The sequence below is a fragment of the Streptomyces sp. NPDC058985 genome (assembly GCF_042740985.1).
Classification (GTDB): domain Bacteria; phylum Actinomycetota; class Actinomycetes; order Streptomycetales; family Streptomycetaceae; genus Streptomyces.
Genome location: NZ_JBHYJX010000007.1, coordinates 55475 through 79606, shown reverse-complemented (window position 1 = coordinate 79606; position 24132 = coordinate 55475). Strand labels below are relative to the sequence as shown.

At 71.9% G+C, this 24132-nt stretch carries 24 protein-coding genes; 8 read left to right on the top strand and 16 right to left on the bottom strand.

Annotation, left to right across the window (positions count from 1 at the left end):
• Nucleotides 1–78 precede the first annotated feature (78 nt).
• Nucleotides 79–1197: a hypothetical protein gene (locus ACFW01_RS08435; protein WP_234955086.1), complete on the top strand. Its 1119-nt coding sequence runs from the start codon at nt 79–81 to the stop codon at nt 1195–1197.
• Nucleotides 1198–1264: 67 nt separating this feature from the next.
• Here ACFW01_RS08435 and msrA read toward each other — a convergent pair whose 3' ends face one another.
• From msrA to ACFW01_RS08420, 3 genes are all read right to left on the bottom strand, one after another.
• Complete coding sequence (msrA, locus tag ACFW01_RS08430; protein WP_234955087.1) at nt 1265–1777, bottom strand: peptide-methionine (S)-S-oxide reductase MsrA; 513 nt, start codon at nt 1775–1777, stop codon at nt 1265–1267.
• Nucleotides 1778–1938: 161 nt separating this feature from the next.
• Nucleotides 1939–2535 carry a hypothetical protein gene (locus tag ACFW01_RS08425; protein ID WP_234955450.1) on the bottom strand — a complete coding sequence of 199 codons (597 nt, stop codon included), beginning with the start codon at nt 2533–2535 and terminating at the stop codon, nt 1939–1941.
• A 2-nt stretch (nt 2536–2537) separates the two neighbouring features.
• Complete coding sequence (locus ACFW01_RS08420) at nt 2538–2855, bottom strand: PadR family transcriptional regulator (RefSeq protein WP_234955088.1); 318 nt, start codon at nt 2853–2855, stop codon at nt 2538–2540.
• Between the two features lie 114 nt (nt 2856–2969).
• On the opposite strand from ACFW01_RS08420, the gene ACFW01_RS08415 reads away from it, so the two are divergent.
• Nucleotides 2970–3632 carry a hypothetical protein gene (locus ACFW01_RS08415; protein ID WP_234955428.1) on the top strand — a complete coding sequence of 221 codons (663 nt, stop codon included), beginning with the start codon at nt 2970–2972 and terminating at the stop codon, nt 3630–3632.
• Between the two features lie 56 nt (nt 3633–3688).
• On the opposite strand, the gene ACFW01_RS08410 is transcribed toward ACFW01_RS08415, so the two are convergent.
• Nucleotides 3689–5095 carry a hypothetical protein gene (locus ACFW01_RS08410; protein WP_234955090.1) on the bottom strand — a complete coding sequence of 469 codons (1407 nt, stop codon included), beginning with the start codon at nt 5093–5095 and terminating at the stop codon, nt 3689–3691.
• A 129-nt stretch (nt 5096–5224) separates the two neighbouring features.
• Here ACFW01_RS08410 and ACFW01_RS08405 point away from each other — a divergent pair, with 129 nt between their 5' ends.
• Nucleotides 5225–5404: a hypothetical protein gene (locus tag ACFW01_RS08405; RefSeq protein WP_234955091.1), complete on the top strand. Its 180-nt coding sequence runs from the start codon at nt 5225–5227 to the stop codon at nt 5402–5404.
• 94 nt (nt 5405–5498) lie between these two features.
• On the opposite strand, the gene ACFW01_RS08400 is transcribed toward ACFW01_RS08405, so the two are convergent.
• The gene (locus ACFW01_RS08400; RefSeq protein WP_234955092.1) at nt 5499–6110 is read right to left on the bottom strand and encodes a TetR/AcrR family transcriptional regulator; all 612 of its coding nucleotides are present in this window, start codon (nt 6108–6110) and stop codon (nt 5499–5501) included.
• A gap of 185 nt (nt 6111–6295) precedes the next feature.
• Here ACFW01_RS08400 and ACFW01_RS08395 point away from each other — a divergent pair, with 185 nt between their 5' ends.
• A complete protein-coding gene (locus tag ACFW01_RS08395) occupies nt 6296–7315 on the top strand; it encodes an aldo/keto reductase (RefSeq protein ID WP_234955093.1) in 1020 nt (339 codons plus the stop codon).
• A gap of 29 nt (nt 7316–7344) precedes the next feature.
• On the opposite strand, the gene ACFW01_RS08390 is transcribed toward ACFW01_RS08395, so the two are convergent.
• Both ACFW01_RS08390 and ACFW01_RS08385 read right to left on the bottom strand, forming a co-directional pair.
• Nucleotides 7345–8181 (bottom strand): SDR family oxidoreductase, encoded by an 837-nt coding sequence (locus ACFW01_RS08390; protein ID WP_384502664.1) that lies wholly within the window; start codon nt 8179–8181, stop codon nt 7345–7347.
• A 115-nt stretch (nt 8182–8296) separates the two neighbouring features.
• Nucleotides 8297–9337, bottom strand: a complete 1041-nt coding sequence (locus tag ACFW01_RS08385) for an NAD(P)-dependent alcohol dehydrogenase (RefSeq protein ID WP_234955095.1) — start codon at nt 9335–9337, stop codon at nt 8297–8299.
• A 168-nt stretch (nt 9338–9505) separates the two neighbouring features.
• On the opposite strand from ACFW01_RS08385, the gene ACFW01_RS08380 reads away from it, so the two are divergent.
• Nucleotides 9506–10387: a helix-turn-helix domain-containing protein gene (locus ACFW01_RS08380; protein WP_384502663.1), complete on the top strand. Its 882-nt coding sequence runs from the start codon at nt 9506–9508 to the stop codon at nt 10385–10387.
• A gap of 36 nt (nt 10388–10423) precedes the next feature.
• Here ACFW01_RS08380 and ACFW01_RS08375 read toward each other — a convergent pair whose 3' ends face one another.
• The 4 genes from ACFW01_RS08375 to ACFW01_RS08360 form a co-directional block, all read right to left on the bottom strand.
• The gene (locus tag ACFW01_RS08375) at nt 10424–11107 is read right to left on the bottom strand and encodes an ABC transporter ATP-binding protein (protein ID WP_384502662.1); all 684 of its coding nucleotides are present in this window, start codon (nt 11105–11107) and stop codon (nt 10424–10426) included.
• Between the two features lie 32 nt (nt 11108–11139).
• Nucleotides 11140–12633, bottom strand: a complete 1494-nt coding sequence (locus tag ACFW01_RS08370) for an ABC transporter permease (RefSeq protein ID WP_384502661.1) — start codon at nt 12631–12633, stop codon at nt 11140–11142.
• A 152-nt stretch (nt 12634–12785) separates the two neighbouring features.
• Nucleotides 12786–14030: an Ig-like domain-containing protein gene (locus ACFW01_RS08365; protein WP_234955099.1), complete on the bottom strand. Its 1245-nt coding sequence runs from the start codon at nt 14028–14030 to the stop codon at nt 12786–12788.
• A 221-nt stretch (nt 14031–14251) separates the two neighbouring features.
• Nucleotides 14252–14626: a hypothetical protein gene (locus ACFW01_RS08360; RefSeq protein ID WP_234955101.1), complete on the bottom strand. Its 375-nt coding sequence runs from the start codon at nt 14624–14626 to the stop codon at nt 14252–14254.
• 109 nt (nt 14627–14735) lie between these two features.
• Between ACFW01_RS08360 and ACFW01_RS08355 the strand changes: the two genes are divergently transcribed.
• A complete protein-coding gene (locus ACFW01_RS08355) occupies nt 14736–15062 on the top strand; it encodes an LPXTG cell wall anchor domain-containing protein (RefSeq protein WP_234955103.1) in 327 nt (108 codons plus the stop codon).
• An 83-nt stretch (nt 15063–15145) separates the two neighbouring features.
• On the opposite strand, the gene hutH is transcribed toward ACFW01_RS08355, so the two are convergent.
• The 3 genes from hutH to ACFW01_RS08340 all read right to left on the bottom strand — a co-directional run bounded on the left by hutH (nt 15146) and on the right by ACFW01_RS08340 (nt 18823).
• The gene (hutH, locus tag ACFW01_RS08350) at nt 15146–16684 is read right to left on the bottom strand and encodes a histidine ammonia-lyase (RefSeq protein ID WP_234955430.1); all 1539 of its coding nucleotides are present in this window, start codon (nt 16682–16684) and stop codon (nt 15146–15148) included.
• Nucleotides 16685–16799: 115 nt separating this feature from the next.
• Nucleotides 16800–17948 (bottom strand): sensor domain-containing diguanylate cyclase, encoded by a 1149-nt coding sequence (locus ACFW01_RS08345; protein ID WP_234955105.1) that lies wholly within the window; start codon nt 17946–17948, stop codon nt 16800–16802.
• Between the two features lie 74 nt (nt 17949–18022).
• A complete protein-coding gene (locus tag ACFW01_RS08340; RefSeq protein WP_234955107.1) occupies nt 18023–18823 on the bottom strand; it encodes an enoyl-CoA hydratase/isomerase family protein in 801 nt (266 codons plus the stop codon).
• 209 nt (nt 18824–19032) lie between these two features.
• Here ACFW01_RS08340 and ACFW01_RS08335 point away from each other — a divergent pair, with 209 nt between their 5' ends.
• Nucleotides 19033–19677, top strand: coding sequence for a hypothetical protein (locus tag ACFW01_RS08335; protein ID WP_234955109.1), 645 nt, complete (start codon nt 19033–19035; stop codon nt 19675–19677).
• A gap of 50 nt (nt 19678–19727) precedes the next feature.
• On the opposite strand, the gene ACFW01_RS08330 is transcribed toward ACFW01_RS08335, so the two are convergent.
• Both ACFW01_RS08330 and ACFW01_RS08325 read right to left on the bottom strand, forming a co-directional pair.
• Nucleotides 19728–20873 (bottom strand): adenylate/guanylate cyclase domain-containing protein, encoded by a 1146-nt coding sequence (locus ACFW01_RS08330; protein ID WP_234955111.1) that lies wholly within the window; start codon nt 20871–20873, stop codon nt 19728–19730.
• Nucleotides 20874–21553: 680 nt separating this feature from the next.
• Nucleotides 21554–22417, bottom strand: a complete 864-nt coding sequence (locus ACFW01_RS08325; RefSeq protein WP_234955113.1) for a biotin--[acetyl-CoA-carboxylase] ligase — start codon at nt 22415–22417, stop codon at nt 21554–21556.
• Nucleotides 22418–22527: 110 nt separating this feature from the next.
• Here ACFW01_RS08325 and ACFW01_RS08320 point away from each other — a divergent pair, with 110 nt between their 5' ends.
• Nucleotides 22528–24120 carry an acyl-CoA carboxylase subunit beta gene (locus ACFW01_RS08320; protein ID WP_234955115.1) on the top strand — a complete coding sequence of 531 codons (1593 nt, stop codon included), beginning with the start codon at nt 22528–22530 and terminating at the stop codon, nt 24118–24120.
• The last annotated feature ends 12 nt before the right edge of the window (nt 24121–24132 follow it).

Here is a 24132-nt window from a genome sequence, read left to right as displayed (position 1 = left end):
CGAGACGGGCTTCGCGCGTTTTCCACAGGGCGGGGGACAGGTTGGCCAATTGTCGGCGCCGTCTGGTTCGCTTGAGACATGGAGATTCTCTGGGTCCTGATGGCACTGGCCATGCTGTGCGTGGTGCTGCTCCCCGTTCTGCGGCGCCGGCGAGGCGCGGTCGGTCTGGTGTCCCCCGGCCACCCGGACGCCGCGGACCCCGCGAACTACGGCTTCGCCCTGGAGGAGGAGCTGGACATCCGGATGCCAGGACCCGACCAGGACCTGCTGGAAGTCCTGGACCTGGTGCAGCGCACGCAGGACTACCGCGGGGCGCAGCAGCTCCTCGCGGGCACGGAGGCGGAGAGCGAGCGGCGCTGGCAGCGGGTGCAGGCCTTCGCGGGTGCCGCGTCGCTGGAGCTGCGGCAGCGGCCGGGCGGTGTCGGGGACGCACCGGGCGGGCAGTGGCTGCGGGTGTGGCGGGCCGAGGCGCCGAAGGACGCGGGCGGGGCGGCGGTGCACGCCGAGTTCCTGGTGCAGCAGGCCTGGCGGACGGCGACGCCGGGCACGGACGACTTCCGGATCATCATGGAGGAGGCGAAGTCGGCCTGCTCGGAGGCGGCGCTGCTGGCCCCCGGGGACCCGATCCCGTACATCGTCGAGCTGTCGGTGGCCCGTGGCCTCGGCTATCCGCGCGAGGAGTTCGAGCAGCTCTGGCTGAAGATCCTGGACCGCGCCCCGAACCACATGGGCGCGCACCTGGCGGCCCTGCACTACTGGTGCGAGAAGTGGCACGGCTCGCGCGACCTGGCGTACTCCTTCGCGGAGGCGGCCGCGGCCCGCGCCCCGCGCGGTTCCCTCCTCGCGGCCATGCCGCTCTTCGCGGTCTTCGAGCACATGCCCGAGGTCAACCTGGTCAGCGGTTTCTACCAGAGCGAGGTCGTCACCAAGGCCGTCCACGGCGCCCTGCACGCGGTGCACTCGGCCCGCCCGGACGACCCGATGCAGGCGCACGTCCGTCACCTGCTGGTCTTCTTCCTGGTCCGCGGCGAGCGCTGGGCCGAGGCCATGAACCAGCTGATAGTGATCGACGGGCACGTCGGCGCCCTGCCCTGGACCCTGTCCAGCGACCCGGCGGCGGAGTTCGCGGTCTACCGCGCCCTCGCGGTGGCGGGTTACGAGGCGAACGGCGGCAGTCCGGCGACGCTCCCCCAGTGACAACAGCGGACAGCCCGGCTCCCTGACTACGGAGCCGGGCTGCCCACCGGGTCAACCAGTCAACTGGTCATCCGTCCGCGCGCACCGGCAGCCGCCACCCCGGCCGCGGGAAGTGGCAGGTGTAGCCGTCGGGGTAGCGCTGCAGGTAGTCCTGGTGCTCGGGCTCGGCCTCCCAGAAGGGCCCGACCGGCTCCACCTCGGTGACGACCTTGCCGGGCCACAGGCCGGAGGCGTCGACGTCCGCGATGGTGTCCTCGGCGATCCGCTTCTGCTCGTCGTCGACGTAGTAGATCGCCGAGCGGTAGCTGAGACCGATGTCGTTGCCCTGGCGGTTCTTGGTGCTCGGGTCGTGGATCTGGAAGAAGAACTCCAGGAGCGCGCGGTAGTCGGTCTGCTCCGGGTCGTAGAGGATCTCGATGGCCTCCGCGTGGGTGCCGTGGTTGCGATACGTCGCGTTCTCCACGTCTCCCCCGGTGTAACCGACCCGGGTCGCGGTGACGCCGGGAAGCCGGCGGATCAGCTCCTCCATCCCCCAGAAGCATCCGCCCGCGAGCACGGCCCTCTGTGTCTGCGCAGCCATGGTGGCCCTCCAATACCAGTCATCTAGATCACTCGGGCCACCCGGCTCACACACCGGCCACCCTTGCCCTTCCCGTGCAACGCCTGGGGGCGCCCAGCGATTCCAGGCCCACGGCCCGGCCTTCTGCTCCTCAGAGGTCACGCCCTGAGTCGGTCCCTGATCTATTCCGTGGTTGATTCCTCACTGCGAGTCGCCGACAGCTCAATCCCCCTCACTCCCCGAAGCCAACGGAAGAGCATGTACAGGGCACCGCCGAAGATCCCGCACGGCTCCCACACTTCGGCGACCAGTGCTCCGAGGCCGCCGTCCCCGGCGATGTACAGGGCCTGCAAGCTCACGAGGACCGCGATCACCGTGTTGCTGCGCGACTCCACCGAAAGCAGCCAGTCAACCGGCACCCACAGGGGTGCCGACACGTCGTGGAGGCGCATGCGGACCGAGGCCACGAGGAAGCCCACCGCCAGCCGGAGCTGGGCGAGGGCCGTCAGCACGCGGCCGTTCTCTGGGTCGCCGGCCAGAACGGCGGCCCACTCCTCCCTCAGGTGCACCCTGCGCCGGCCGGCGATGAGCGAAGCCAGTCCCATCGTGCCGCGCGGGGCCCGCATGAAGGTGAGCGCACTGTCAACGGTGACACTCCTCGCCTTGAGCCCGATCGTGAGGAGAAGAAATCCAATCACCCCGACGGGGCCGAACTGGTGCTGCAGCAGTTGCTCGAAACCAACGACGGTAGCGGCCACAAGCAGCGCCAGGAGAGGCATGGCTAGGCCACTCCTTCCGCGATCCCCCACCGGCGAGTACGGCGCGCCTCACGGGCCGCCAGGGACTCTACGGCTTGGACACGTCCGGCTGCGGTCAGTTCGTAGTAGCGGCGCGGCGGTCGGCCCGGGTGGGGTCCGGATTCCTTGCGGCTGGTGATCCAGCCGTTCTCTTCGAGCCGGTCGAGGATGGGGTAGACGGTGCCGGAGCCGAGGTCGGCCTCGTCACAGATCTTGAGGCCCCAGGCCGGGTTGTCGGGTGTGGACGCCAGCAACACCTTGAGCACCTCAAGGGTCGGCCGGGTAAGTCGAATTGAGGGCATGTCATGAGTGAAGCAGGCATGCGAGCGTATGTCGAGAACGAGGTACTGTCTGGGTGCCCCGGCCCCCCTGCTCCGCGTGATACCCGGGTGGAGCGAGATCATGAAGACGTGACGATGCAGATCAAGAAGGCGAGTCCAGTGGAGCAGTCAGTCAGCGACCCGGAGCTCTCCGCCTACCAGCGGGCGCTGCGAGACCGCCTACTCGCCGCCCCTGTCGTTCCCGCGCCCGCGCCCTGGCGGCCCGTCTTCGAGTACGCGTACGGAGTCCCTGTCGGTGGGCTCCTCGGCATCGGCTTCGCGTCGCATCCCGACAGTGGCCATGACCTGGTCATGGTCGTCTCGCGGGACGGGCACGGTCTCTTCGACGCCGTCACCGGTGAGAAGATCGCCAGGGACCGCGATCCCGAGCACAGCACTCCCGATGAGGCGGCCGACCTGACCTGCCCCGGACTGGGACCGATCGCCGACAGCCGCGTACACATCGCAGGACTCTTCGGCGGAGGGCTCCACACCACGACTCAGGACGGCTGGACCCTGGAGGCCGTCGCCCCGGCGTGGCCCAACGACCGTGTACTGCTCTCCGCCGACGGCGGGCTTCCGCACTCCGGCCCGCATGGAGAGCGATGGTGGCACATCTTCCACTCCAACTACTCCGAACTGCGAGCCTTCGGCTTCTCTCCCTCCGGGGAAACCATCGCCGTCGCGACGAGCAGTGACGTGTCGCTGTGGACCCGCCGCCCGGCGCAGAGCAGCAACGGCGGCGTCGCTCAGCACTGACTGACCAACCGCCGGCCTGACCGGCGCTCGCGCCGGGGCGGACCACGGCGACCGTGTCAGCGAGGGATGCCCGCCGCGTCCAGATACCGGTGCATGGCTTCCACGGGAAGGCTCGGGTTGCCGAGGGCACGGGCAGCGAGCTCCGGATCTGCGCAGGTTCGGAGGATGAGGTCGACCGGCAGCGCCGGGTGCCCGGCGGCCATCGCACGTACAAGGCCATCGGGGTCGGCAAGCAGGCGGACCAGAACGTCGACGGGCGCTGCGGAGTCGAGTCCCACCAGCCGTCGCTTCTCCGGATCCGGGTCGTTGGCGAAGCGTTGTGCGTTGCCCGCGCCCGGAAAATTCGGGTGCCCCTGCAGTGCCCCCTTGGTGATGACCTGGCACTCCAGATACGTCCGCAGCACAACCTCGCCGTCGACGGACGGTTGGTTCTCACACAGCAGGAGGCGCACGGCGTGGTCGTCGTCCTTCGAGAGCAGGGCGATGGCGTCGGCGGGCAGGTTCCGGCTGTAGGCGGCGCTGCGCCGCAGCAGGATGTTGGCCGAGGTGGCGCACTGCCGCAAGACGTCGGGATCGGTGCAGAGTCGAACCCACTCGACGGGCACGAGCCGGTCGGACGGTCCGATGGTGACATCAATGGCGGAGCGGTCGCGCTCCGTCAGTTCGGGCCGTACCGAAACCGCCAGTCGTACGCTGTGCGCGTCGTCCTCCGTCAACGTCCTGACGATGTCAATGGGAACGTTGAGGTTGGCCGCCAGCCCCTCCCGGTCTGCCTCCTCAATGCTTGCCGCGAGCCGCTGCGCGGTCGCCAAGCTCATGGCGCCGCGCCTGATCACATCGCGCCGGGCGAGGCCTCCGACTTCCGCATCGAGAAGAAGGTCCGTGTAGCCGGGGTCATCCGCACAGGCCTTCATCATGGCTGCTCGACGTACGTCGCCGTCATCGTCACAGAGCATTCGGCTCCGGGTGTCCTCGGAAAGCAGTGCCCACTGCTGGCAGGCTGCCTGCCGAAGGGTCGGGTCGGCGTTCTCGGCAAGCCCGGCGACCAGGCTTGGAGCCGTGTGCTGGCTGAAGGCCGCGCTCTGGCGGATCGAAGGCCTCGGGTCGGCAAGCAGGCGTTGCTGAGTCGAGAGAGGCAGTGGTTGCACGGGGATGCGGAACGGTCCGGGTCCGATGGCCAGAGCATGGCGGACACGGGGATCGGGGTCGTCCACGAGTCGGGCACGCTGCTCCGCCGACACGGAGAAGTTCTCAACGAACGTACCCCGCAGCCTGCGGTCGGGGTGCACGACGATGGCATCGACCACCTCGTCCGGCAGAGCACGCCAAGCGAACGTACCCCAGGCCCCTTTGGCTTCCTCACACAGCAGCCTGATCAATACATCGGCCGGTGCCGCGGCATTGCGCGCGATCGCTGTGATGGTCTCGTCGCGACCGCAAGGTCCGCACACGCTGCCCCTCATTTGCTTCCCAACTGCCGCTGTCGGCCGACGGATTATGCGCATGCGCCTTGTACTGGGTCAACGCCGCCACCCCCGTACAGCCTGCTCGACGCGGCGCTGGACGACGTCGAGCGGAACGAGGAGGGAATCGTGGTGTGCGGGGCGCGCACGAACGGCACGATCACGGGCCTGCCGCTCGATGCCGCGAGCGTCGGCGCCCTACCCCGGGACCGTCTCTCCTCCCCGGCCGCGGGGCTGCTCGACCTCGCGCTGCTCCACCGTGACCTGCTGCTGGCCGAACCGAGCGGCGCAGGAGGGACGGCGCGATAACCGCTGAGCTGCGCGTTCGAGCAACGCGCCTCGGTCATTCGAGCAACGCGCCTCGGTCAACGGAGCTGGAGCGGCACACAGGCTGAGCCCCGCCTCAGCCCTGCCCCCGCAACCCCCCGATCAGCAGCCCCACCAGCTGCCGCGCGTCGTAGCGCGGGTCGTTCTCCGCGCCGATGCAGAGGTTGCCGACGCCGCGCATGAGGGCGAGGGCGGGTACGTCGGAGTGGATCTCTCCGGCGGTGGACGCGGCGGCCAGGAGGTCGGTGCACACCGGGACCAGGCGGTCGAGGAAGTACGTGTGCAGGGCCTCGAAACCCGCGTTGTCGGACTGGAGGACCCCGGCCAGGCCGTGCTTGGTGACCAGGAAGTCGACGAAGAGGTCGATCCAGCGCGCGAGCGCGTCGTACGGGGTCGGGGCGCTCGCCAGCAGGGCGGGGCCCGCCTCGGCGCACGCCTCCACCTGGTGCCGGTAGACGCCGATGATCAGGTCGGCCCGGGTCGGGAAGTGGCGGTAGATCGTGGCCGTTCCGACGCCGGCCTCGGCCGCGATGTCGCGGACGGGAGCCTCGACGCCCGACCTCACGAACACCGCGGCGGCCGCGTCGAGCAGCGTCTTCTCGTTGCGCCGCGCGTCCGCACGCTTGGGGCGGGCCGCGTTCCCCGCGGCGCCTCCGCCGTCCCTCGTGACCTCTTGGCCGTCCTTCACCGTGCCATTCCCTCCGCCGACGCCGACCGGACCAGGTCGGCGTTGCTAAACGGGACACCGTTCCGTATCGTTAAACGGGACAGGGTTCCACTTGGCTCTCCATGATGCCAGAGCAGCGGACCCGCCACCAAGTCATGCCCGATACCCAGTCATGCCCCGATCTCCCCGTACGGAGGAAATTCGTCATGCAGTACCGCACCTTGGGCCGCACCGGCGTGCAGGTCAGTTCGCTCGCGCTCGGCGCCATGAACTTCGGCAGCATCGGACGCACCACCCAGGAGGACGCCACCGCCCTCGTCGACGCCGCCCTGGAGGCCGGGATCAACCTCATCGACACCGCCGACTGGTACAGCGGCGGCGAGTCGGAGGAGATGGTCGGCAAGGCCATCGCCGGGCGCCGTGAGGACATCGTGCTGGCCACGAAGGCGTCCATGCCGATGAGCGACGAACCCAACCACAAGGGCGCCTCGCGCCGTTGGCTGGTCACCGAGTTGGACAACAGCCTGCGCCGGCTCGGCGTCGACCACGTCGACCTCTACCAGATACACCGCTGGGACCCGGCCACCAGTGACGAGGAGACGCTGTCCGCCCTCACCGACCTCCAGCGCGCGGGGAAGATCCGCTACTTCGGCTCCTCGACCTTCCCCGCGTACCGCATCGTCGAGGCGCAGTGGGCCGCCCGCGAGCACCACCTGGGCCGGTACGTCACCGAGCAGCCCAGCTACTCCGTCCTCCAGCGCGGGGTCGAGAGCCACGTGCTGCCCGTGACCGAGCGGTACGGGCTCGGGGTGCTGGTGTGGAGCCCGCTGGCCTCGGGATGGCTGTCGGGGGCGGTCCGGGCGGGACGGGAGATCGCCACGCACCGTTCGTCGGTGCTGCCGGAGCGGTTCGACACCTCGCTGCCCGCCAACCGGGCCCGCATCGACGCCGTCGAGAAGCTGGCCGCGGTCGCCGACGAGGCCGGGCTCACCATGATCCAGCTCGCGCTCGGTTTCGTGACCGCCCATCCGGCCGTCACCGCCGCGCTCGTCGGCCCCCGGACCCTGGACCACCTGCACGCGCAGCTGGCCGCCGCGGACACCGTGCTCTCCGACGACGTCCTCGACGCGATCGACGAGATCGTCGCCCCCGGCACGGACCTGGCGGCGCACGAGAAGTTCGACGCCACGCCCGCGCTCCTCGACCCCTCGCTGCGGCGCCGCTGACCGGCCGGGTGAGCGGCGCCGGGGAGCCGTCACCGGCCGCAGCCCGCCGGTTCCGCCCGTTCCGCCAGGAACTCCGCCCAGGTCAGCTTGGACACCAGAGCCCCCGCCAGGGTGAGGTTGGCGCCGGAGCGGTACGCGCGCCCCGCCTTGCCGGGAAGGCGAACCGGCAGCCTCGGGCGCCGGCGGCGACCGTGGACCTCGCGGTAGGAGCCCGCCAGCGCGGCGAGGTCGTGGACCTCGGGGCCGGTCATGTCGGGGACCCGGCCGGACGGCTCCGCCAGGGTCAGTTCCGCCAGGCGTTCGGCGACCTCGCGGGCGGCGACCGGCTGGAGGCGCAGTCCGCCCGGGACCGGGAGGACCGGCAGCTTGGACATCTTCTCGACCATCGTCAGGGTCAGCTCGTGGAACTGGGCCGCCCGCAGCACCGTCCAGCCGATGCCCGATTCGGCGATCGCCCGCTCCGACTCCAGCTTGGTGCGCAGCCAGGCCAGCGGCACGGTGTCGGCGCCCACGACCGAGATGTACACGAGGTGCCGTACGCCGGCCCGTGCCGCGGCGCGCACCAGGGTGCGGGTCGCCTCGTCGTCGCCCTTCGGGCCGCCCGCCAGGTGCAGGACGGTGTGCACACCGCCGACCGCGGCGTCGACGCCCGCACCGGTCAGGAGGTCGCCGGTGACGTACTCGACGCCGTCGTCCGCGGCGGAGGGGGGCCGCCGGGTGAGGATCCGCACCTGGTGACCGGCCGCCCGCAGCAGCGGGACGACGTGCCCGCCGAGGGTGCCGGTGCCGCCGGTGACCAGAAGGGGGGTGGTGGGGTTCGAGGGGGTGGAGGAGGAAGGGGTGGAGGGGGTGGAGGGGTGCGTCATTTCTGCTCCCGGGGTCTGCCTTGGGTGTCGTGGCGGTATGACCCGGGGCGGGACGGAGATGTGACAGGGCCGGGGAAGAAATCTTCCCCGGCCCTGGATCTCGGCGCGAGACGGCTCAGATGGTCGCCGTGTCGATCACGAACCGGTACCGCACGTCACTCGCCTGCACCCGCTCGTACGCCTCGTTGACCTCGGACGCGGCGATCAGCTCGATCTCCGCGCCGATGCCGTGCGCCGCGCAGAAGTCCAGCATCTCCTGGGTCTCGGCGATGCCGCCGATCATGGACCCGGAGAGGGACTTGCCGCCGCCGAGCAGCGCGAACAGGTTGAGGGAGACCGGCTCCTCGGGCGCGCCGACGTTGGCCAGCGTGCCCTCCGTCTTCAGCAGGCCCAGGTAGGCGCCGAGGTCGAGCGGGGCGGAGACCGTGGAGACGATCAGGTCGAAGCTGCCGGCCAGTTCCTCGAAGGTGGCCGGGTCGCTGGTGGCGTAGTAGTGGTCGGCGCCCAGCTTCAGTCCGTCGTCCTTCTTGCGCAGCGACTGCGACAGCACGGTCACCTCGGCGCCGAGGGCGTGCGCGAGCTTGACGGCCATGTGGCCGAGACCGCCCAGGCCGACGACGGCGACCTTCTTGCCGGGGCCCGCGTTCCAGCGCCTGAGCGGCGAGTACGTGGTGATGCCGGCGCACAGCAGGGGCGCGGCCTCGTCCAGGGAGATGCCCTCGGGGATGCCGAGGACGAAGTTCTCGTCGACGACGACCTTCTGCGAGTAGCCCCCGTAGGTCGGCTCGCCGTCCTTGCCGATGCCGTTGTACGTCATCACGTTGCCGCCCGTGCAGTACTGCTCGCGGCCGGCCTTGCAGTTCTCGCACTCGCGGCAGGAGTCGACCATGCAGCCGACGCCCACCCGGTCGCCGACGGCGAACTTGGTCACGCCGGGGCCGACCTCCGTGACGATGCCGGCGATCTCGTGGCCGGGGACCATCGGGAAGATGGCCTCGCCCCAGCCCTCCTGGACCTGGTGGATGTCGGAGTGGCAGATGCCGGCGAACTTGATGTCGATCAGGACGTCGTGTTCCCGCACCTCGCGCCGCTCGATGGTGGTGCGCTCCAGCGGAGCCTTCGCGGCGGGTGCTGCGTACGCGGCGACAGTGGTCATGCCGGGTTCTCCGGGATTCTCTCGTCTTCGTCTGGGGATACCTCCACCCTGCCTGCGGCCCGCGAAGTCACCCAGACCACGCTTTTGCGTACGTCCAGCGTGCGTACCACTGACGGGGACAGGCTCCTGGGCGTACGACCGGGAATACGTCGGGCGATACTGGACACCATGGATGGACAGCTTGACCGGCGGGCCGAACTGAGCGAGTTCCTGCGCACCCGGCGGGCCCGGCTGAAGCCGGAGGACGTGGGCCTGGAGTCGTTCGGGCGGCACCGCCGGGTCCCCGGCCTGCGGCGGGAGGAGCTGGCGCAGCTGGCCGGGGTGTCGGTGGCGTACTACACCCGTCTGGAGCAGGGCAACGGCCAGAACGTGTCGTCGGAGGTCCTGGACGCGATCGCCCGCGCCCTGCGGCTGACGGACGCGGAGCAGGCCCACCTGACGCATCTGGCGAAGCCGAAGCAGCAGCGCAGGCGGGCGTCGTCGTCGGCGCGGGCCCAGCAGGCCCCGGTGCGGGTGGCGCTGCTCCAGCTCCTGGAGTCGATCGAGGCGGTGCCGGCGTACGTGTCGGGCCGCCGCTCGGAGATCCTCGCCTGGAACCGGATGGCCGCCGCCCTCTTCGGCGACTGGGGCAAGCTGCCGGCCCCGGAGCGGAACTGGGCGCGGCTGGTCTTCCTGAACCCGGAGTACCGCGAGCTGTTCGTGGACTGGGACCAGAAGGCGTACGACATGGTCAGCTTCCTGCGCATGGACGCGGGCCGGCACCCGGACGACCCGCGGCTGTCCGCGCTGGTCGGCGAGTTGTCCGTGAAGAGCGAGGAGTTCCGGCGGCTGTGGGCCACCCACGACGTCAAGGAGAAGAGCTACGGCGTCAAGCGGATGCGGCACCCGCTGGTCGGTGACCTGACCCTGTCCTTCGAGACCTTCCGCCTGGTCGACGACGACGAGCAGGCCTTCGTCACGTACCACGCCGAACCGGGTTCGCCGTCGGCGGAGGCGCTGCGGCTGCTGGCGAGCTGGGGGACGGACGCGGCGGCGTCGGTCCGGACGTGACCACCGCCCCGGACCGCCCGCCGTACGCCCCTCCCGTCACGCCGAGGCGTTCTCCCGGACGGTGATCCGGCCCTTGCGGATCGTCGCCACCCGTGGGGCCCGCTTCGCGATCGCCGAGTCGTGGGTGACCATCACGAAGGTCAGCCCCAGCTCCTTCCACATGCGGTCGAGTACGTCCATGATCTCGTCGCGCGTCGACTCGTCGAGGTTTCCGGTGGGTTCGTCGGCGAGGAGTACCTTCGGCTGCTTCACCAGGGCGCGGGCGATGGCGACGCGCTGCTGCTGGCCGCCGGACATCTCGCCGGGGAGGTGGGCGAGCCGTTCGCCGAGGCCGACGGAGGCCAGCGCCTCGGCGGCCTGCTCGCGCCGCTCCCTGGCCTTGACGCCGAGCGGGACCAGCGCGGTCTCGACGTTCTCCTGCGCGGTGAGGGTCGGGATCAGGTTGAAGGACTGGAAGACGAAGCCGATGCTCTCGCTGCGCACCCGGGTCAGCCTGGCCTCGGGGAGCGTGGCGAGGTCGGTGCCGTCGAGGACGATCCGGCCGGAGCTGGGCCGGTCGAGCGCGCCCAGCATCTGGAGCAGGGTGGACTTGCCGCCGCCGGTGGGGCCCTGGATGACCAGGCGGTCGCCGTCGGCGATGGTCAGGTCGACGCCGTCGAGGGCGGTCACGGCGTCCTTGCCGCGGGTGTAGCGCTTGGTGACGCCGGTGAGTTCGTACATGGTGGGACTCCTGGAGTACGGGGAAGGTGGAGCTACTCGACGCGGCGCAGCGCGTCCGCCGGGCGCAGCCGGGAGGCGCGCCAGCCTCCGAAGCCACCGGCGACCAGGCCGCCCGCCACGGCGAGGGCGACCGCGAGGGCGATGGTGGTGACGCTGACGGGTGCGGTGAGCGCGATGTCCAGGGTCTTCGCGGCGCTCTGCCGGGCGGGACCGCCCATGCCGCCGCCGAAGCCGCCGGGACCGCCCGCGCCCCCGCCGCCGCCCATGCCGCCGCCGAGCTGGGCCTGGAGCGTCGGGCTGACGGCCGTCACGGCGTACGCGCCCGCGAGGCCCAGCGCGATGCCGAGGACGCCGCCGACCAGGCCGTTGACGACGGCCTCGCCGATCACCTGCCGGGTGACCCGGCCCGAGCGCCAGCCCAGCGCCTTGAGCGTGCCGAACTCGCGGACCCGGCGGGAGACCGCCGAGGAGGTGAGCAGGCCGGCGACGAGGAAGGCGGCGGCCAGTACCACGATCGACAGCCACTTGCCGACGCCGGCGGCGAGGGAGGAGGCCGTGGACAGGGAGCCGGAGACGGTGTCGGCGAGGTCGGCGGAGGTGGTGACGGTGGTGTCCGGGATGTTCTTCTGGATGGCGGACTTGACGCCGTCGATCTTCTGCGAGTCGGTCGCCTGGACGTAGATCGTGGTGACCTTGTCCTTGGCGTCGCCCAGGGTCTGCGCCTGCTGGAGCGGTACGTAGAGGTTGGCCGCGGCGTCGCCGCTGTCGGCGGTGGCGATGCCGACGACCTCGAATTTCACGCCCTTCACGGTGACGGTGCTGCCGGTCTCGAGCTTCTTCTCCTTGGCGTAGGCGGAGTCGGCGACGGCGACCGCGGCGTTGGTCTCCGACTCCTTGAAGGTGCGGCCGCTGGTGATGGTGGAGGAGGTCAGCGGGCCGAGGGCGGGCTGCGTGACGTCGGTGCCGTAGACGGAGTAGCTGTTGACGTCGAAGTCGGCGCCGCCGCCCTGGACCCGGCCCTGCGGGGACTGCCCGCCGCCCGGACCGCCGCCCTGCCCTTGCCCCTCGCCCTGGCCGCCGGAGCCGCCCTCCTGCTGGAACTGGCCGCGGGTGAACTCTCCGCTGACCTTGACGACCTGGAGGCTCAGTCCGCCCACCGCGTCGGCGACACCGCTCTGGCCGGCGACCTTGCCGACGGTCGAGTCGGCCAGCGTCTGGAAGCCCTGCACCATGACGCGGTCGGTGCTCTGCTCCTCCTCGGAGCCGTTCTCCTGGGCGTCGAAGCGGAAGCGGGGGCGTTCGGCTCCGGTCCCGGCTCCGGAGGAGGGCTCCGCGGCCTTGGTGACCGTCATGTCCGTGCCCAGCCCGTACAGGGACTGCAGGACCTTGTCCTGGGCCCGGCCCATGCCGGAGGAGACGGAGTCGACGACGATGACCAGCGCGATGCCCAGCGCCAGGCCGGAGGCGACGACGAGGGCCGCCTTTCTGCGGCGGCGCAGCTCGCGCCTCAGGTAGGTGAAGAACATGGCCGCAAAGTAGGGACGCCCCGTGATGAAGGGATAAGGCCGGCGTAAGAGAACGATGAGAAGCCGCGCCGAACGCCCGGCGCCCGCCACCCCCGTGCGGGGAGTGGCGGGCGCCGGGTGCGAAGTACTGCCTGGCCGTGGGGACTTCGGCGTCAGACCGCCGAACCGGCCTTCCACTGGGCCCAGTCCATGTTCCAGCCGTTGAGGCCGTTGTCCGGGGCGATGGTCTTGTCGCCGGTGTTCTGGACGACGACCACGTCACCGATGATCGAGTTGTCGAAGAACCACGAGCCCGGCGTGTTCGGGTCGTTGGCGCCCTTGGCGTCCTCCAGGCCCACGCAGCCGTGGCTGGTGTTGGCCTGGCCGAAGATGCCCTTGCCCCAGTAGTTGCCGTGGATGAAGGTGCCGGAGGTGCTCAGCCGCATGGCGTGGGGCACGTCCTTGATGTCGTACTCGCCCTTGCCGTCGTCGTCGGTGAAGCCGACGGTCGAGCCGTCCATCCGGGTCTCCTTGAACTTCTCGGAGATCACCATCTCGCCCTCGTAGGTCTTGTTGTCGGGCGAACCGGCGGAGATCGGGATGGTCTTGACCGTCTTGCCGTCCTGCGTGACCTTCATCTGCTTGGTCTTGGCGTCGACGTACGAGACCTGGTTGCGGCCGATCTTGAAGGTGACCGTCTTCTGCTGCACGCCGTAGACGCCGTCGGCGCCCTCGACCCCGTCGAGCGCCAGCTTGAGGGTGACGGTCGAGTTCTCCGTCCAGTACTTCTCGGGGCGGCAGTCCATGCGCTGGGTGCTGAACCAGTGGCAGGCGACCTCCTGGCCGCTGCTGGTGTTGACCGTGATGCCCTTCTGGACGGCGGCCTTGTCGGTGATCTCCTTGTCGAAGTTGATCGACACGGGCATCCCGACGCCGACGGTCTTGCCGTCGTCCGGCGTGAAGGTGCCGATGAAGCTGTTCTCCGGGGAGACCGTGGTGAACGACGCGTTCTCATGGGCGGCGCGGCCGTCGGAGTCCTCCGCGGTCGCCGTGATCTGGTACTTGGTGGCCCGCTCCAGCTGACCGCTGGGCTTCCAGCTGGTCTTGTCGGCGGATATCTCGCCCTCGACGGCGGTGCCGTCGGAGGCGGTCATCTTCACCTCCGTGAGCGTGCCCTTGCTCACGGTGACGCCGGTGCCGTTGTTGATGGAGGCGCCGTCCGAGCCGCCCTTCGGGGTGATCTTGATCTGGGCCTCGGACGTCTTCTTGGCCGCTGCCTCGTCCACCTCGGCCTGCGAGGTCTTCCCGTCCCCACCGGAGGTGTCGGCGTCGCCGCTGGAACATGCAGAGAGCACCAGCACACCGCCGAGCAGTGCGGACGCGGCCGCCAGGCCCTTGCGCCGCTTACCGTCCGTCATCACACGCTTCTCCATCGTTGCCGATTCCCGAAACCCCGAGATACCCCGTCAATAACTTTCAACGCTACGACCGGTTCGTCCCGTTCCACATCGCTCGCGGGTGTGGGTCACGCCACGTTTACCCGTCGGGGCGGGGCGCGGGGTCGGTCAGTGCGCACATTGAGACGACGAAACCCCGGGTGGTGGTTGCCACCCGGGGTCACGAATTTCCCCACGCGGCGTCAGCCGACCCTCACTTCGTCGTCCTCCGGGGCGTTCTCGTCGCCCTCCGGGGCGTTCTCGTCGTCATCGTCCTCGTGCAGGTCCCACTCGGGCGAGTCGGGGTCGTAGTCGATCTGCTCACTGCTCCAGGAGGCCTGCTGGAGTTCGACCCCGGGGACCGCCCCGACCAGGTCGAAGGGGTCGACGAGGTGGGCCAGGGCCTCGGCGGTGTCCTCCGTCACGGCACGTTCGGACCGGGCGCGTTCCGCTTCGGGCAGGTCCGCGTCGTCGGCGAGGCTCTGCAGCGCGGCCCCGGTGAGGGCCTCCTCGTCGTCGATCTCGACGACAAGCTCGACGCGAATGCGGATGAACCGGGATGTCTCTGGAGTAGTCATGCCCGGAGCGTAAGGCCGACCGCTCCCGTGACTTTCCCGTGACCCGCGCCTTTCACTAACATCTGCCCACACGGCCAATTCGCCAGCGCCACAAGGGGATCGATATTCCGTGTCATCCGCTCGCCGTCCGTTGCTGACCGCCGCCGCCGCGGGGGGCCTCCTGTGCGCCCTGTGGTTCGTCCCGTCGGCGAACGCGACACCCGAGACACCCGCGTTCGAGTCCGCGGCCGCGACCCCGTCTCCGCAGGTCACCGCACAGGCCAGAGTCGCGTCCACGGACACGGCGGCCACCACGGCCACCGACGGGGGCACGACCCGCCTGGCCGACACCGGCAGCTTCGACAGCACCCCGTACGTCATCGGCGGCGCCCTGTGCCTCGGGCTCGGCGCCGGCTTCGTCGGGTACTCGGTGCGCCGGGAACGCCTCGAGTTCTGAGAGGTTGCGACTCCGTCGGGAGACGCGTGAGGGGCCTCGTCCACGAGAACTGAAGCCCGGACGGGGCCCCTCACGCGTCGGCGTCAGCGCAGCGGTCCGGTCACCGTCTCCGCCGCCGCGACCAGGTGCCCGGCCCGCACGAAGGCGTCCGCCGCGGCGAGGTCCGGCGCCAGGTGGCGGTCCGGTCCGGGCCCCTCGACACCGGCGGCCCGTACGGCGTCGATGACGGCCCGCGAGGCCGGGGCCGGGGTCAGGCCCTCGCGGAGCTGGATCGCGCGGGTGGCGGCGTACAGCTCGACGGCGATCACGCGGGCCAGGTTGTCGACGGCCGTGCGCAGCTTGCGCGCCGCCGACCAGCCCATGGAGACGTGGTCCTCCTGCATCGCGGAGGACGGGATCGAGTCCGCCGAGGCCGGTACGGCGAGCCGCTTCAACTCGCCGACCAGGGCCGCCTGCGTGTACTGGGCGATCATCAGCCCGGAGTCGACGCCCGCGTCGTCGGCGAGGAAGGGCGGCAGGCCGTGGCTGCGGTTCTTGTCGAGCAGCCGGTCGGTGCGCCGCTCGGCGATGGACCCGAGGTCGGCGACGGCCACGGCGAGGAAGTCCAGGACGTAGGCGACGGGGGCGCCGTGGAAGTTGCCGTTGGACTCCACCCGTCCGTCGGGCAGCACCACGGGGTTGTCCACGGCCGACGCCAGCTCGCGCTCGGCGACCAGCCCCGCGTGGGCCATGGTGTCGCGTCCGGCACCGGCGACCTGCGGGGCGCACCGCACCGAGTAGGCGTCCTGGACGCGGGGGGCGTCGTCCTGGTGGTGGCCGGTCAGGCCCGAGCCGTCGAGCACGGCGAGCATGTTGGCGGCGCTGGCGGCCTGCCCGGGGTGCGGGCGGATGGCGTGCAGTTCGGGGGCGAGCACCTTGTCGGTGCCGAGCAGGGCTTCCATGGTCAGCGCGGCGGTGACGTCGGCGGACTTGTAGAGGGTGTCGAGGTCGGCGAGGGCCATGACCAGCATGCCGAGCATGCCGTCGGTGCCGTTGAGGAGGGCGAGGCCCTCCTTCTCGCGCAGCTCGACCGGCGTGATCCCGTGCTCGGCGAGCAGCTCACCGGCCGGGCGCACGGTGCCGTCGGGGCCCTCGGCGTCCCCCTCGCCCATCAGGGTCAGCGCGCAGTGCGACAGCGGCGCGAGGTCGCCGGAGCAGCCCAGGGAGCCGTACTCGTGCACGACCGGGGTGATCCCGGCGTTCAGCACGTCGGCCATGGTCCGCGCCACCTCGGGGCGGACGCCGGTGCGGCCGGAGCAGACGGTCTTCAGCCGCAGGAACATCAGCGCGCGGACCACCTCGCGCTCCACCCGCGGGCCCATCCCGGCGGCGTGCGAGCGGACGATGTTGCGCTGGAGCCGGCCCCGCAGCTCCGGGCTGATGTGCCGGGTCGCCAGGGCACCGAAGCCGGTGCTCACCCCGTACACGGGTTCCGGCTTGGCGGCCAGCGCGTCCACGATGTCGCGGGCCGCGGCCAGGGCGGCCACCGCCTCGTCGGAGAGCTCGACCCGGGCGCCGGCGCGCGCCACGGCGAGAACGTCGGACGCGGTGACCCCCGACGTCCCCACCACCACAGTGTGCATATCCATATTCAGGAGCGTACGCAGTGAATTCCTTGATGTCACGAGGGGGTACGTCACCATCGGGCACCGCTTTCACCCCTTACCGACCCGACTCCGCGCCGCGGCGGACCCGGCCCTACGGCGAGTGCCGCCCCCGGAACCGCCGGCGCTCCCCGCCCTCCTCCCGGGACGGTTCGTCGGCTAGCCGTACGACGGGGTCGTCGGGTCCCTCACGGCCCGCGACGACCGGGCCGGCCGAGCGCTCGGCCTTCGCGCGGTACTGGGCGGCGTCGGCGAGCCGGAACAGCCGGCGGGCGGAGCGCACCGGCCCGACCTCGTCCTGCGTGGACGCGACCCCGCAGGCCACCCCGTCGCCCAGCTCCAGCTCGGCCGCCCGGCGGCACAGCTCCTCGGCGGCCTTGACCACCTCGTCGGCGGGCGGCCCGACCGCGAGCAGGCAGAACTCGTCCCCGCCCAGCCGCGCGGCCAGCGCCCCCGGCAGCATCGCCCCGCACAGCGACAGCACCGACCCGAACCGCTCCAGGAGCCGGTCCCCGACGGCGTGCCCGTGCGTGTCGTTCACCCGCTTGAGGCCGTTCAGATCGCAGACGACGAGGCTGACGACCACGTCGTCCCCGCGGTGCCGCTCGACGGCCTCGTCCAGCGCCGCGTCCACGGCACGGCGGTTGGCGAGCCCGGTGAGCGCGTCGGTGTACGCGAGGCGCCGGACCTCCTCGAGACGCTCCGCCTGCGCGATCCCGGCGGCCACCACCGAGGCCAGCACGGTGGCGAAGTCGGCGTCGGGCCGCGCGAAGACCTGGTCGCCCACCGGGCGGGCCACGTACAGCTCGCCCCAGGCCCGGCCGTGCAGCACGATCGGCGCGACGACGCAGCAGCCGCGCCCCCGGCGGCGCAGGGCGGCGACCCGCTGGTGGACGTACCCCGGCCGCCCGGCGGCGGGCCCCTCGGCCGTCTCCACCCAGGCGTCGGGCTCCCCACCGCCGGCCCAGCGCTCGTGCAGGAACTCGGTGATCTCCGCGAACTGGTGCACCGGGTAGGACTCGTCCTCCGGGAACTCCTCCTCGTCCTCGGCCCGCCTGCCCACGTTCACCAGCACGCGAAGCCGGCCCAGCTCGCGCTCCCACACCGACAGCGCGGCGAAGCTGCCGCCCAGCGCCAGACACGCACCGGCCGCCGCCGCCCGCCACGCCTCGCGGGAGCTGTGCGCGGCGGCCATGCCCTGCGCCAGTGCCACCACCGCCGCCAGCCGTCTGTCCTCACCCATCACTCCAGGCTAGGGAGATTCAGTCAGAAAAGTGACTCAAGCAGGGCGAACGGGGTCGCATACGACACGTCGAGCTACTCTCCCGGCCACCGCGGCGCCCGCTTCTCGTTGAACGCCGCCACTCCCTCCGCACGGTCACCCGAGAACGCCACCGCGCGCCACGCCGCGTCCTCGACCTCGAGCCCCGCCCGCAGGTCCAGTCCGTGACCGAGCCGCAGCGCCCGCTTGGCCGCCCGCAGCCCCACGGGCGAGTTCGCGGCCATCCGGGACGCCAGCTCCAGCGCCTCCTCCCGGTCCCGCCCCTCGTCCACCAGCTGGTCCACCAGCCCCAGCTCGCGCGCCTCCGCGGCCTCCACCCGGCGCGCCGTGAACACCAGCTCGGCGGCGCGCGCCGCCCCCACCCGGCGCGGCAGCAGCTGCGTCCCGCCGCCGCCCGGGATGACCCCGACGGACACCTCGGGCAGCCCCACGACCGCCGTGGGGTCGGCCACGATCACGTCGCAGGAGAGCGCCAGCTCGAAGCCGCCGCCCAGCGCGAAGCCGTGCACGGCCGCGATCGTCGGCACCGGCAGCTCCAGCACCGAGGTGTACGCGCCCCGCGTCACCGGCCGCTGGCGCAGCAGGTCGGCGTCCGAGAAGGAGTTGCGCTCCTTCAGGTCGGCGCCGACGCAGAACGCCCGCTCGTGGGTCGAGGTCAGCACCACCGCCCGCACGCCGCGGTCCTCGGCGAGCGCCGCGCACGCCTCGGCGACGGAGCGGGCCATCGCGGTCGATACGGCGTTCATGGCCTTCGGCCGGTCGAGCGCGAGCTCCGCGACATGCCCGTCCCCGTGCCGCCGCACCAGGACGAAATCTCCGAACCGCTCCTCGCTCATGACACCCTCCGGTTAACGCGTGTTAACAGCCGACCGTCCGATCATCGCAGGCATGCCCGCGCGACGGAAGGCCGGACCCGCCCGGCCCCCGCGCCACGCCGCCCACCCGTTCGAGTGACATCCGGCCGACCGTCGTACCGGGGCCGCCGGCAGCCCGTAGCGTCGCCCCGCCACGGTGCGGCGGGGGCCCGTGGCACCGGGGAGGGATCATGACGACGACCGGCACACCGACAGGACGGGCGCACCCTTGGGGCCGCCGGGGCCGGCACCGCCGGCCGCGGCCCCGCAAGGTGCTGCTGACCGCGGGCGGCCTGGCCTTCGCGGCCGGCGCCCTGAGCCTCGTACGCCTGCTGCCCGGGCCGGGCGGCGACGCGGCTGGCCACGGCGCCGAGGCCGCGCCGCGCGTGGACCCGCGCGGGGGCGGGGAGACCGCGACGGACCGGGCGGGGACACCGGGCACCGCCCGCACCGCCGGTCCGTCCGGCGTGAGCCCCTCGGCGACGTCCGCCATGGGCGGCCTGAGCGGATCCCCGGCGGGCGGCCCGGTACCGGCCCCGTCCACGCCCCACCCCGCGGCCTCGTCATCGGCCTCGTCATCGGCCTCCGGTACGACGACCGTCCCCGACGCTCCGAACCCGCCCGAAGACCGCGCCGACGCCGGCGCCACGGCCGCACCGCACACCCCACGGCCGCCGGGCTCCACCCACGCCCCACGGCCCCCGCGCTCCGACGCCCCGCGCCCCACACCGCCCCCGGAGCGCGGCACACCGTCGGCACCCGCCCCGGAACCTCACGATCCGGGGCTCTGCGTGCCGGTCATCGGCCTCTGCGTGGACCTGCGCGGCGGCGACTGACGGCCGCGCCTTCCTGCGACCTGATCCGCCGGGCGGGCCCGGCACTGGCCCTAACCCTCGTCGCCGTCGTCGCCCCGGCGGGTGAGCAGCCAGGGCTCGACCACGCCGAGACCGCGCACCGGGCGCTGCCACATCGGCTGGAGCGCGAAGCGGTACGACGGCGGGTCCTCGCCCGCCTTCTCCGCGGCGGCGGCCTCTTCGGCCGCGACCGCCTCCGAGGCCGGCGCGTCCTGCGTGCGGATCAGCTCCTCCGCGAGCGCGGCGTCGACGAGGACCGCGTCACGGGGAGCTATCGAGGTCAGCCGGGAGGCCAGGTTCACGGTCGAACCGAAGACGTCGCCCATCCGGGTGGTGACCGTGCCGAAGGCTATGCCGACGCGCAGTTCCGGCATGGTCTCGTCGTTCGCCATCGTCTCGACGAGGAGCAGCGCGATCTCGGCGGCCGTTCCGGCGTCGTCGGCGGCGTAGAGCACCTCGTCGCCGAGGGTCTTGATCAGCCGCCCGCCGCGCGCGGCGACCAGGTCGGCGGCGGTGGTCTCGAAGGCCTCGACCAGCTCGCCGAGTTCCTCCTCCTCCATCCGGCGGGTCAGCCGGGTGAAGCCGACCAGGTCGGCGAAGCCGACCGCGAGCCGCCGGTCCACCATCTCCTCGTCGTCGGCGGCCTGCACGACCCGGCCCGCCGAGGCGGCGAGCTGACGGCGCCAGACGTAGACGAGGAACTCCTGCAGCTCGGGCAGGAGCAGCTCGACGATCGGGTACGTCACCTCGGTGCGCGTCATGCCGGGCTCGGGCGGCTCGGTCAGGCCCTCCAGGAAGGAGTCGATCTGCCACTCGGCCAACCGGGCGGTGGTCTGCCCGGTGGACCGGGCCACCTGCACGGCCATCGCCTCGCTGAGCAGGCCCGCCTCCACCAGACCGGCCAGCCGCCGCAGGGCGAGGACGTCGGCCTCGGTGAGCGCCCTGGCCTGGCCTATGTCGGCGAAGCCCATGGCCCGCCAGAAACGGGACGCCAGCTCCATGGAGACGCCCGCGCTCCGGGCGGCCTGGAAGGGGGTGTAGCGGCGCTCGGCGCCCAGGATGAGCCCCTCCAGGCGCAGCGCGAGCGGGTCCTCGCCGGAGTCGGCGGAGTCCGGGGCGGGCTCGGGGTCCACCCGGCCGTCCCCGTCCGCGCCGGGGCCCGTGTCGTCGACGCTCAAGCCTGCTGCCCTTCCGATCTGCCGCGGTCAGATATCGACCGGCCACAACTTTACGTCAGGTGTGCCCCAGCTCACTGCCGTGCGGCCGCACTCCGGGCCCGCCGTCCCCGGGCCCGTCCCGCACCCCGGTTCCCGCACGAACGCCACCGTTCTCCCACTCGGCACACGCCCCTCTCCGTACAGCCACAGGCCGGAGCCCGCACCGAACCCCGCTCGCCCGAGCCTGCGCCCCGAACCGCACGCACGCCACCCGCGGCCGCAGGCGGTCCCCCGCCCCCACGGGCTCCCGCGTCCCCGGCCCTCGTCCAGTGGGCGCCGCGCTCCCGCGCGGCGGAAGCCCGAACCCGCACCGGACCATGCGCGCCCCCAGCGCGCCCCTGAACCGGACGCACACCAAAGGCAGGTGCACGATGCCCCCCACCGGCTCCCGCTCCCCCGCCCAGCAAGCCGGCGCTCCGTACACCCGCGCGCCCGACCCCGCACCGGACCGTCCCCGACCCGCCCGGCCTCGCACCGGACCATGCGCGTCCCCAGCGTGCCCCCGAACCGGGCGCACACCAAAGGCAGGCGCACGAGGCCCCCACGGCCTCCCGCGCCCCCGCCCGACCCTCGCGTACGCCCGCGCGCCCGACCCCGCACCGGACCGCGCCCGCCCCGCCCGGCCTCGCGCCGAGCCCCGCTCACGCCGGCCTCAGGTGCACGATGTCGCCGGCCCCCACCGGCTCCTGCACCCCCGCGCCCGTGGCCAGCACCAGCCGCCCGTCCCCGTCCACGGCCACCGCCTCCCCGACCAGGGACCGGTCACCCGGCAGCTCGGCCCGGACCACGCGTCCGAGCGTGGCGCAGCCCGCCGCGTAGGTCTCCTGGAGCCCGCTGGCCACCGGGTCGCCCTCCGCCGACCGCCACCGCCCGTACCAGTCCTCCAGCGACCGCAGCACGCCCCGCAGCAGCGGATCCCGGTCGGTGTTCGCGGCGCCGGCCAGCGTCAGCGAGCCGGCCTGCGGGACCGGCAGCTCGTCGGCCCTCAGGCTGACGTTGAGGCCGACGCCGATGACGACCCCGTCGCCGGCCCGCTCGGCGAGGATGCCGCCGGCCTTGCGCTCCTCCTCGCCGACGGTCACCAGCAGGTCGTTGGGCCACTTAAGAGCCGTGTCGACGCCCGCCACCCGGGAGAGTCCGGTCGCCACCGCCACGCCGGTCAGCAGCGGCAGCCAGCCCCAGCGGGCCACCGGCACCTCGGTGGGGCGCAGCAGCACGGAGAAGAAGAGCCCGGAGCGGGGCGGTGCCGTCCACTGCCGGTCCAGGCGGCCCCGCGCGGCGGTCTGCTCCTCGGCGACCAGGACGGCCCCCTCTCCCAGCTCCTCCTCGGCGGCGCGGGCCACGAGGTCGGAGTTGGTGGAGCCGGTCCGCTGCACCACGTCCACCTGCTGCCACAGCCCTCCCTGCCGCACCAGCGCCCGGCGCAGCGCCGTGCCGTTGAGGGGCGGCCGGTCCAGGTCGGACCAGCGGTTGTTCGGGGAGCCAGAGGCATCGCGCGGCGTCATGCAACCCACCCTAGGTGTGGGAAACACCGCACTGCCGAACGGAAGACCCCCTACTACTCTACGAATGAGTAACCGTCCCCCCTTTTGAGCAGGCAGGGAGCCGCATCCCGATGTCCGAGCCGGAAGAGCAGCAGCCCGACATCCACACGACCGCGGGCAAGCTCGCGGATCTGACGCGCCGTATCGAGGAGGCGACGCACGCCGGTTCCTCACGTGCCGTGGAGAAGCAGCACGCCAAGGGCAAGCTGACGGCCCGTGAGCGTATCGAGCTCCTGCTCGACGAGGACTCCTTCGTCGAGCTGGACGAGTTCGCCCGGCACCGCTCCACCAACTTCGGCCTGGACGCCAACCGCCCCTACGGCGACGGCGTCGTCACCGGCTACGGCACCGTCGACGGCCGCCCCGTCGCCGTGTTCTCCCAGGACTTCACCGTCTTCGGCGGCGCCCTGGGCGAGGTCTACGGCCAGAAGATCGTCAAGGTCATGGACTTCGCGCTGAAGACCGGCTGCCCGGTCATCGGCATCAACGACTCCGGCGGCGCCCGCATCCAGGAGGGCGTGGCCTCGCTCGGCGCCTACGGCGAGATCTTCCGCCGCAACACCCACGCCTCCGGCGTGATCCCGCAGATCAGCCTGGTCGTGGGCCCCTGCGCGGGCGGCGCGGTCTACTCCCCGGCGATCACCGACTTCACGGTCATGGTCGACCAGACCTCGCACATGTTCATCACCGGACCCGACGTCATCAAGACCGTCACCGGCGAGGACGTCGGCTTCGAGGAACTGGGCGGCGCCCGCACCCACAACACCAACTCGGGCGTGGCGCACCACATGGCCGGCGACGAGAAGGACGCCATCGAGTACGTCAAGCAGCTGCTGTCGTACCTGCCGTCCAACAACCTCTCCGAGCCGCCCGCGTTCCCCGAGGAGGCCGACCTCGCGGTCACCGACGAGGACGCCGAGCTGGACGTGATCGTCCCGGACTCGGCGAACCAGCCGTACGACATGCACACGGTCATCGAGCACGTGCTGGACGACGCGGAGTTCTTCGAGACCCAGGCGATGTTCGCGCCGAACATCCTGACCGGCTTCGGCCGGGTCGAGGGCCGCCCGGTCGGCATCGTCGCCAACCAGCCGATGCAGTTCGCCGGCTGCCTGGACATCACCGCGTCCGAGAAGGCGGCCCGCTTCGTGCGCACCTGCGACGCCTTCAACGTCCCCGTGATCACCTTCGTGGACGTCCCCGGCTTCCTGCCCGGCGTCGACCAGGAGCACGACGGCATCATCCGCCGCGGCGCCAAGCTGATCTACGCCTACGCCGAGGCCACCGTGCCCCTGATCACGGTCATCACCCGCAAGGCCTTCGGCGGCGCCTACGACGTCATGGGCTCCAAGCACCTGGGCGCCGACCTCAACCTGGCCTGGCCGACCGCCCAGATCGCCGTCATGGGTGCCCAGGGCGCGGTCAACATCCTGCACCGCCGCACGATCACCGAGGCCGGTGACGACGCCGAGGCCACCCGCGCCCGTCTGATCCAGGAGTACGAGGACGCCCTCCTCAACCCCTACACGGCGGCCGAACGCGGCTACGTCGACGCGGTGATCATGCCGTCCGACACCCGCCGCCACATCGTCCGCGGCCTGCGCCAACTGCGCACCAAGCGCGAGTCCCTGCCGCCGAAGAAGCACGGCAACATCCCCCTCTGACCCCGGTAAGGA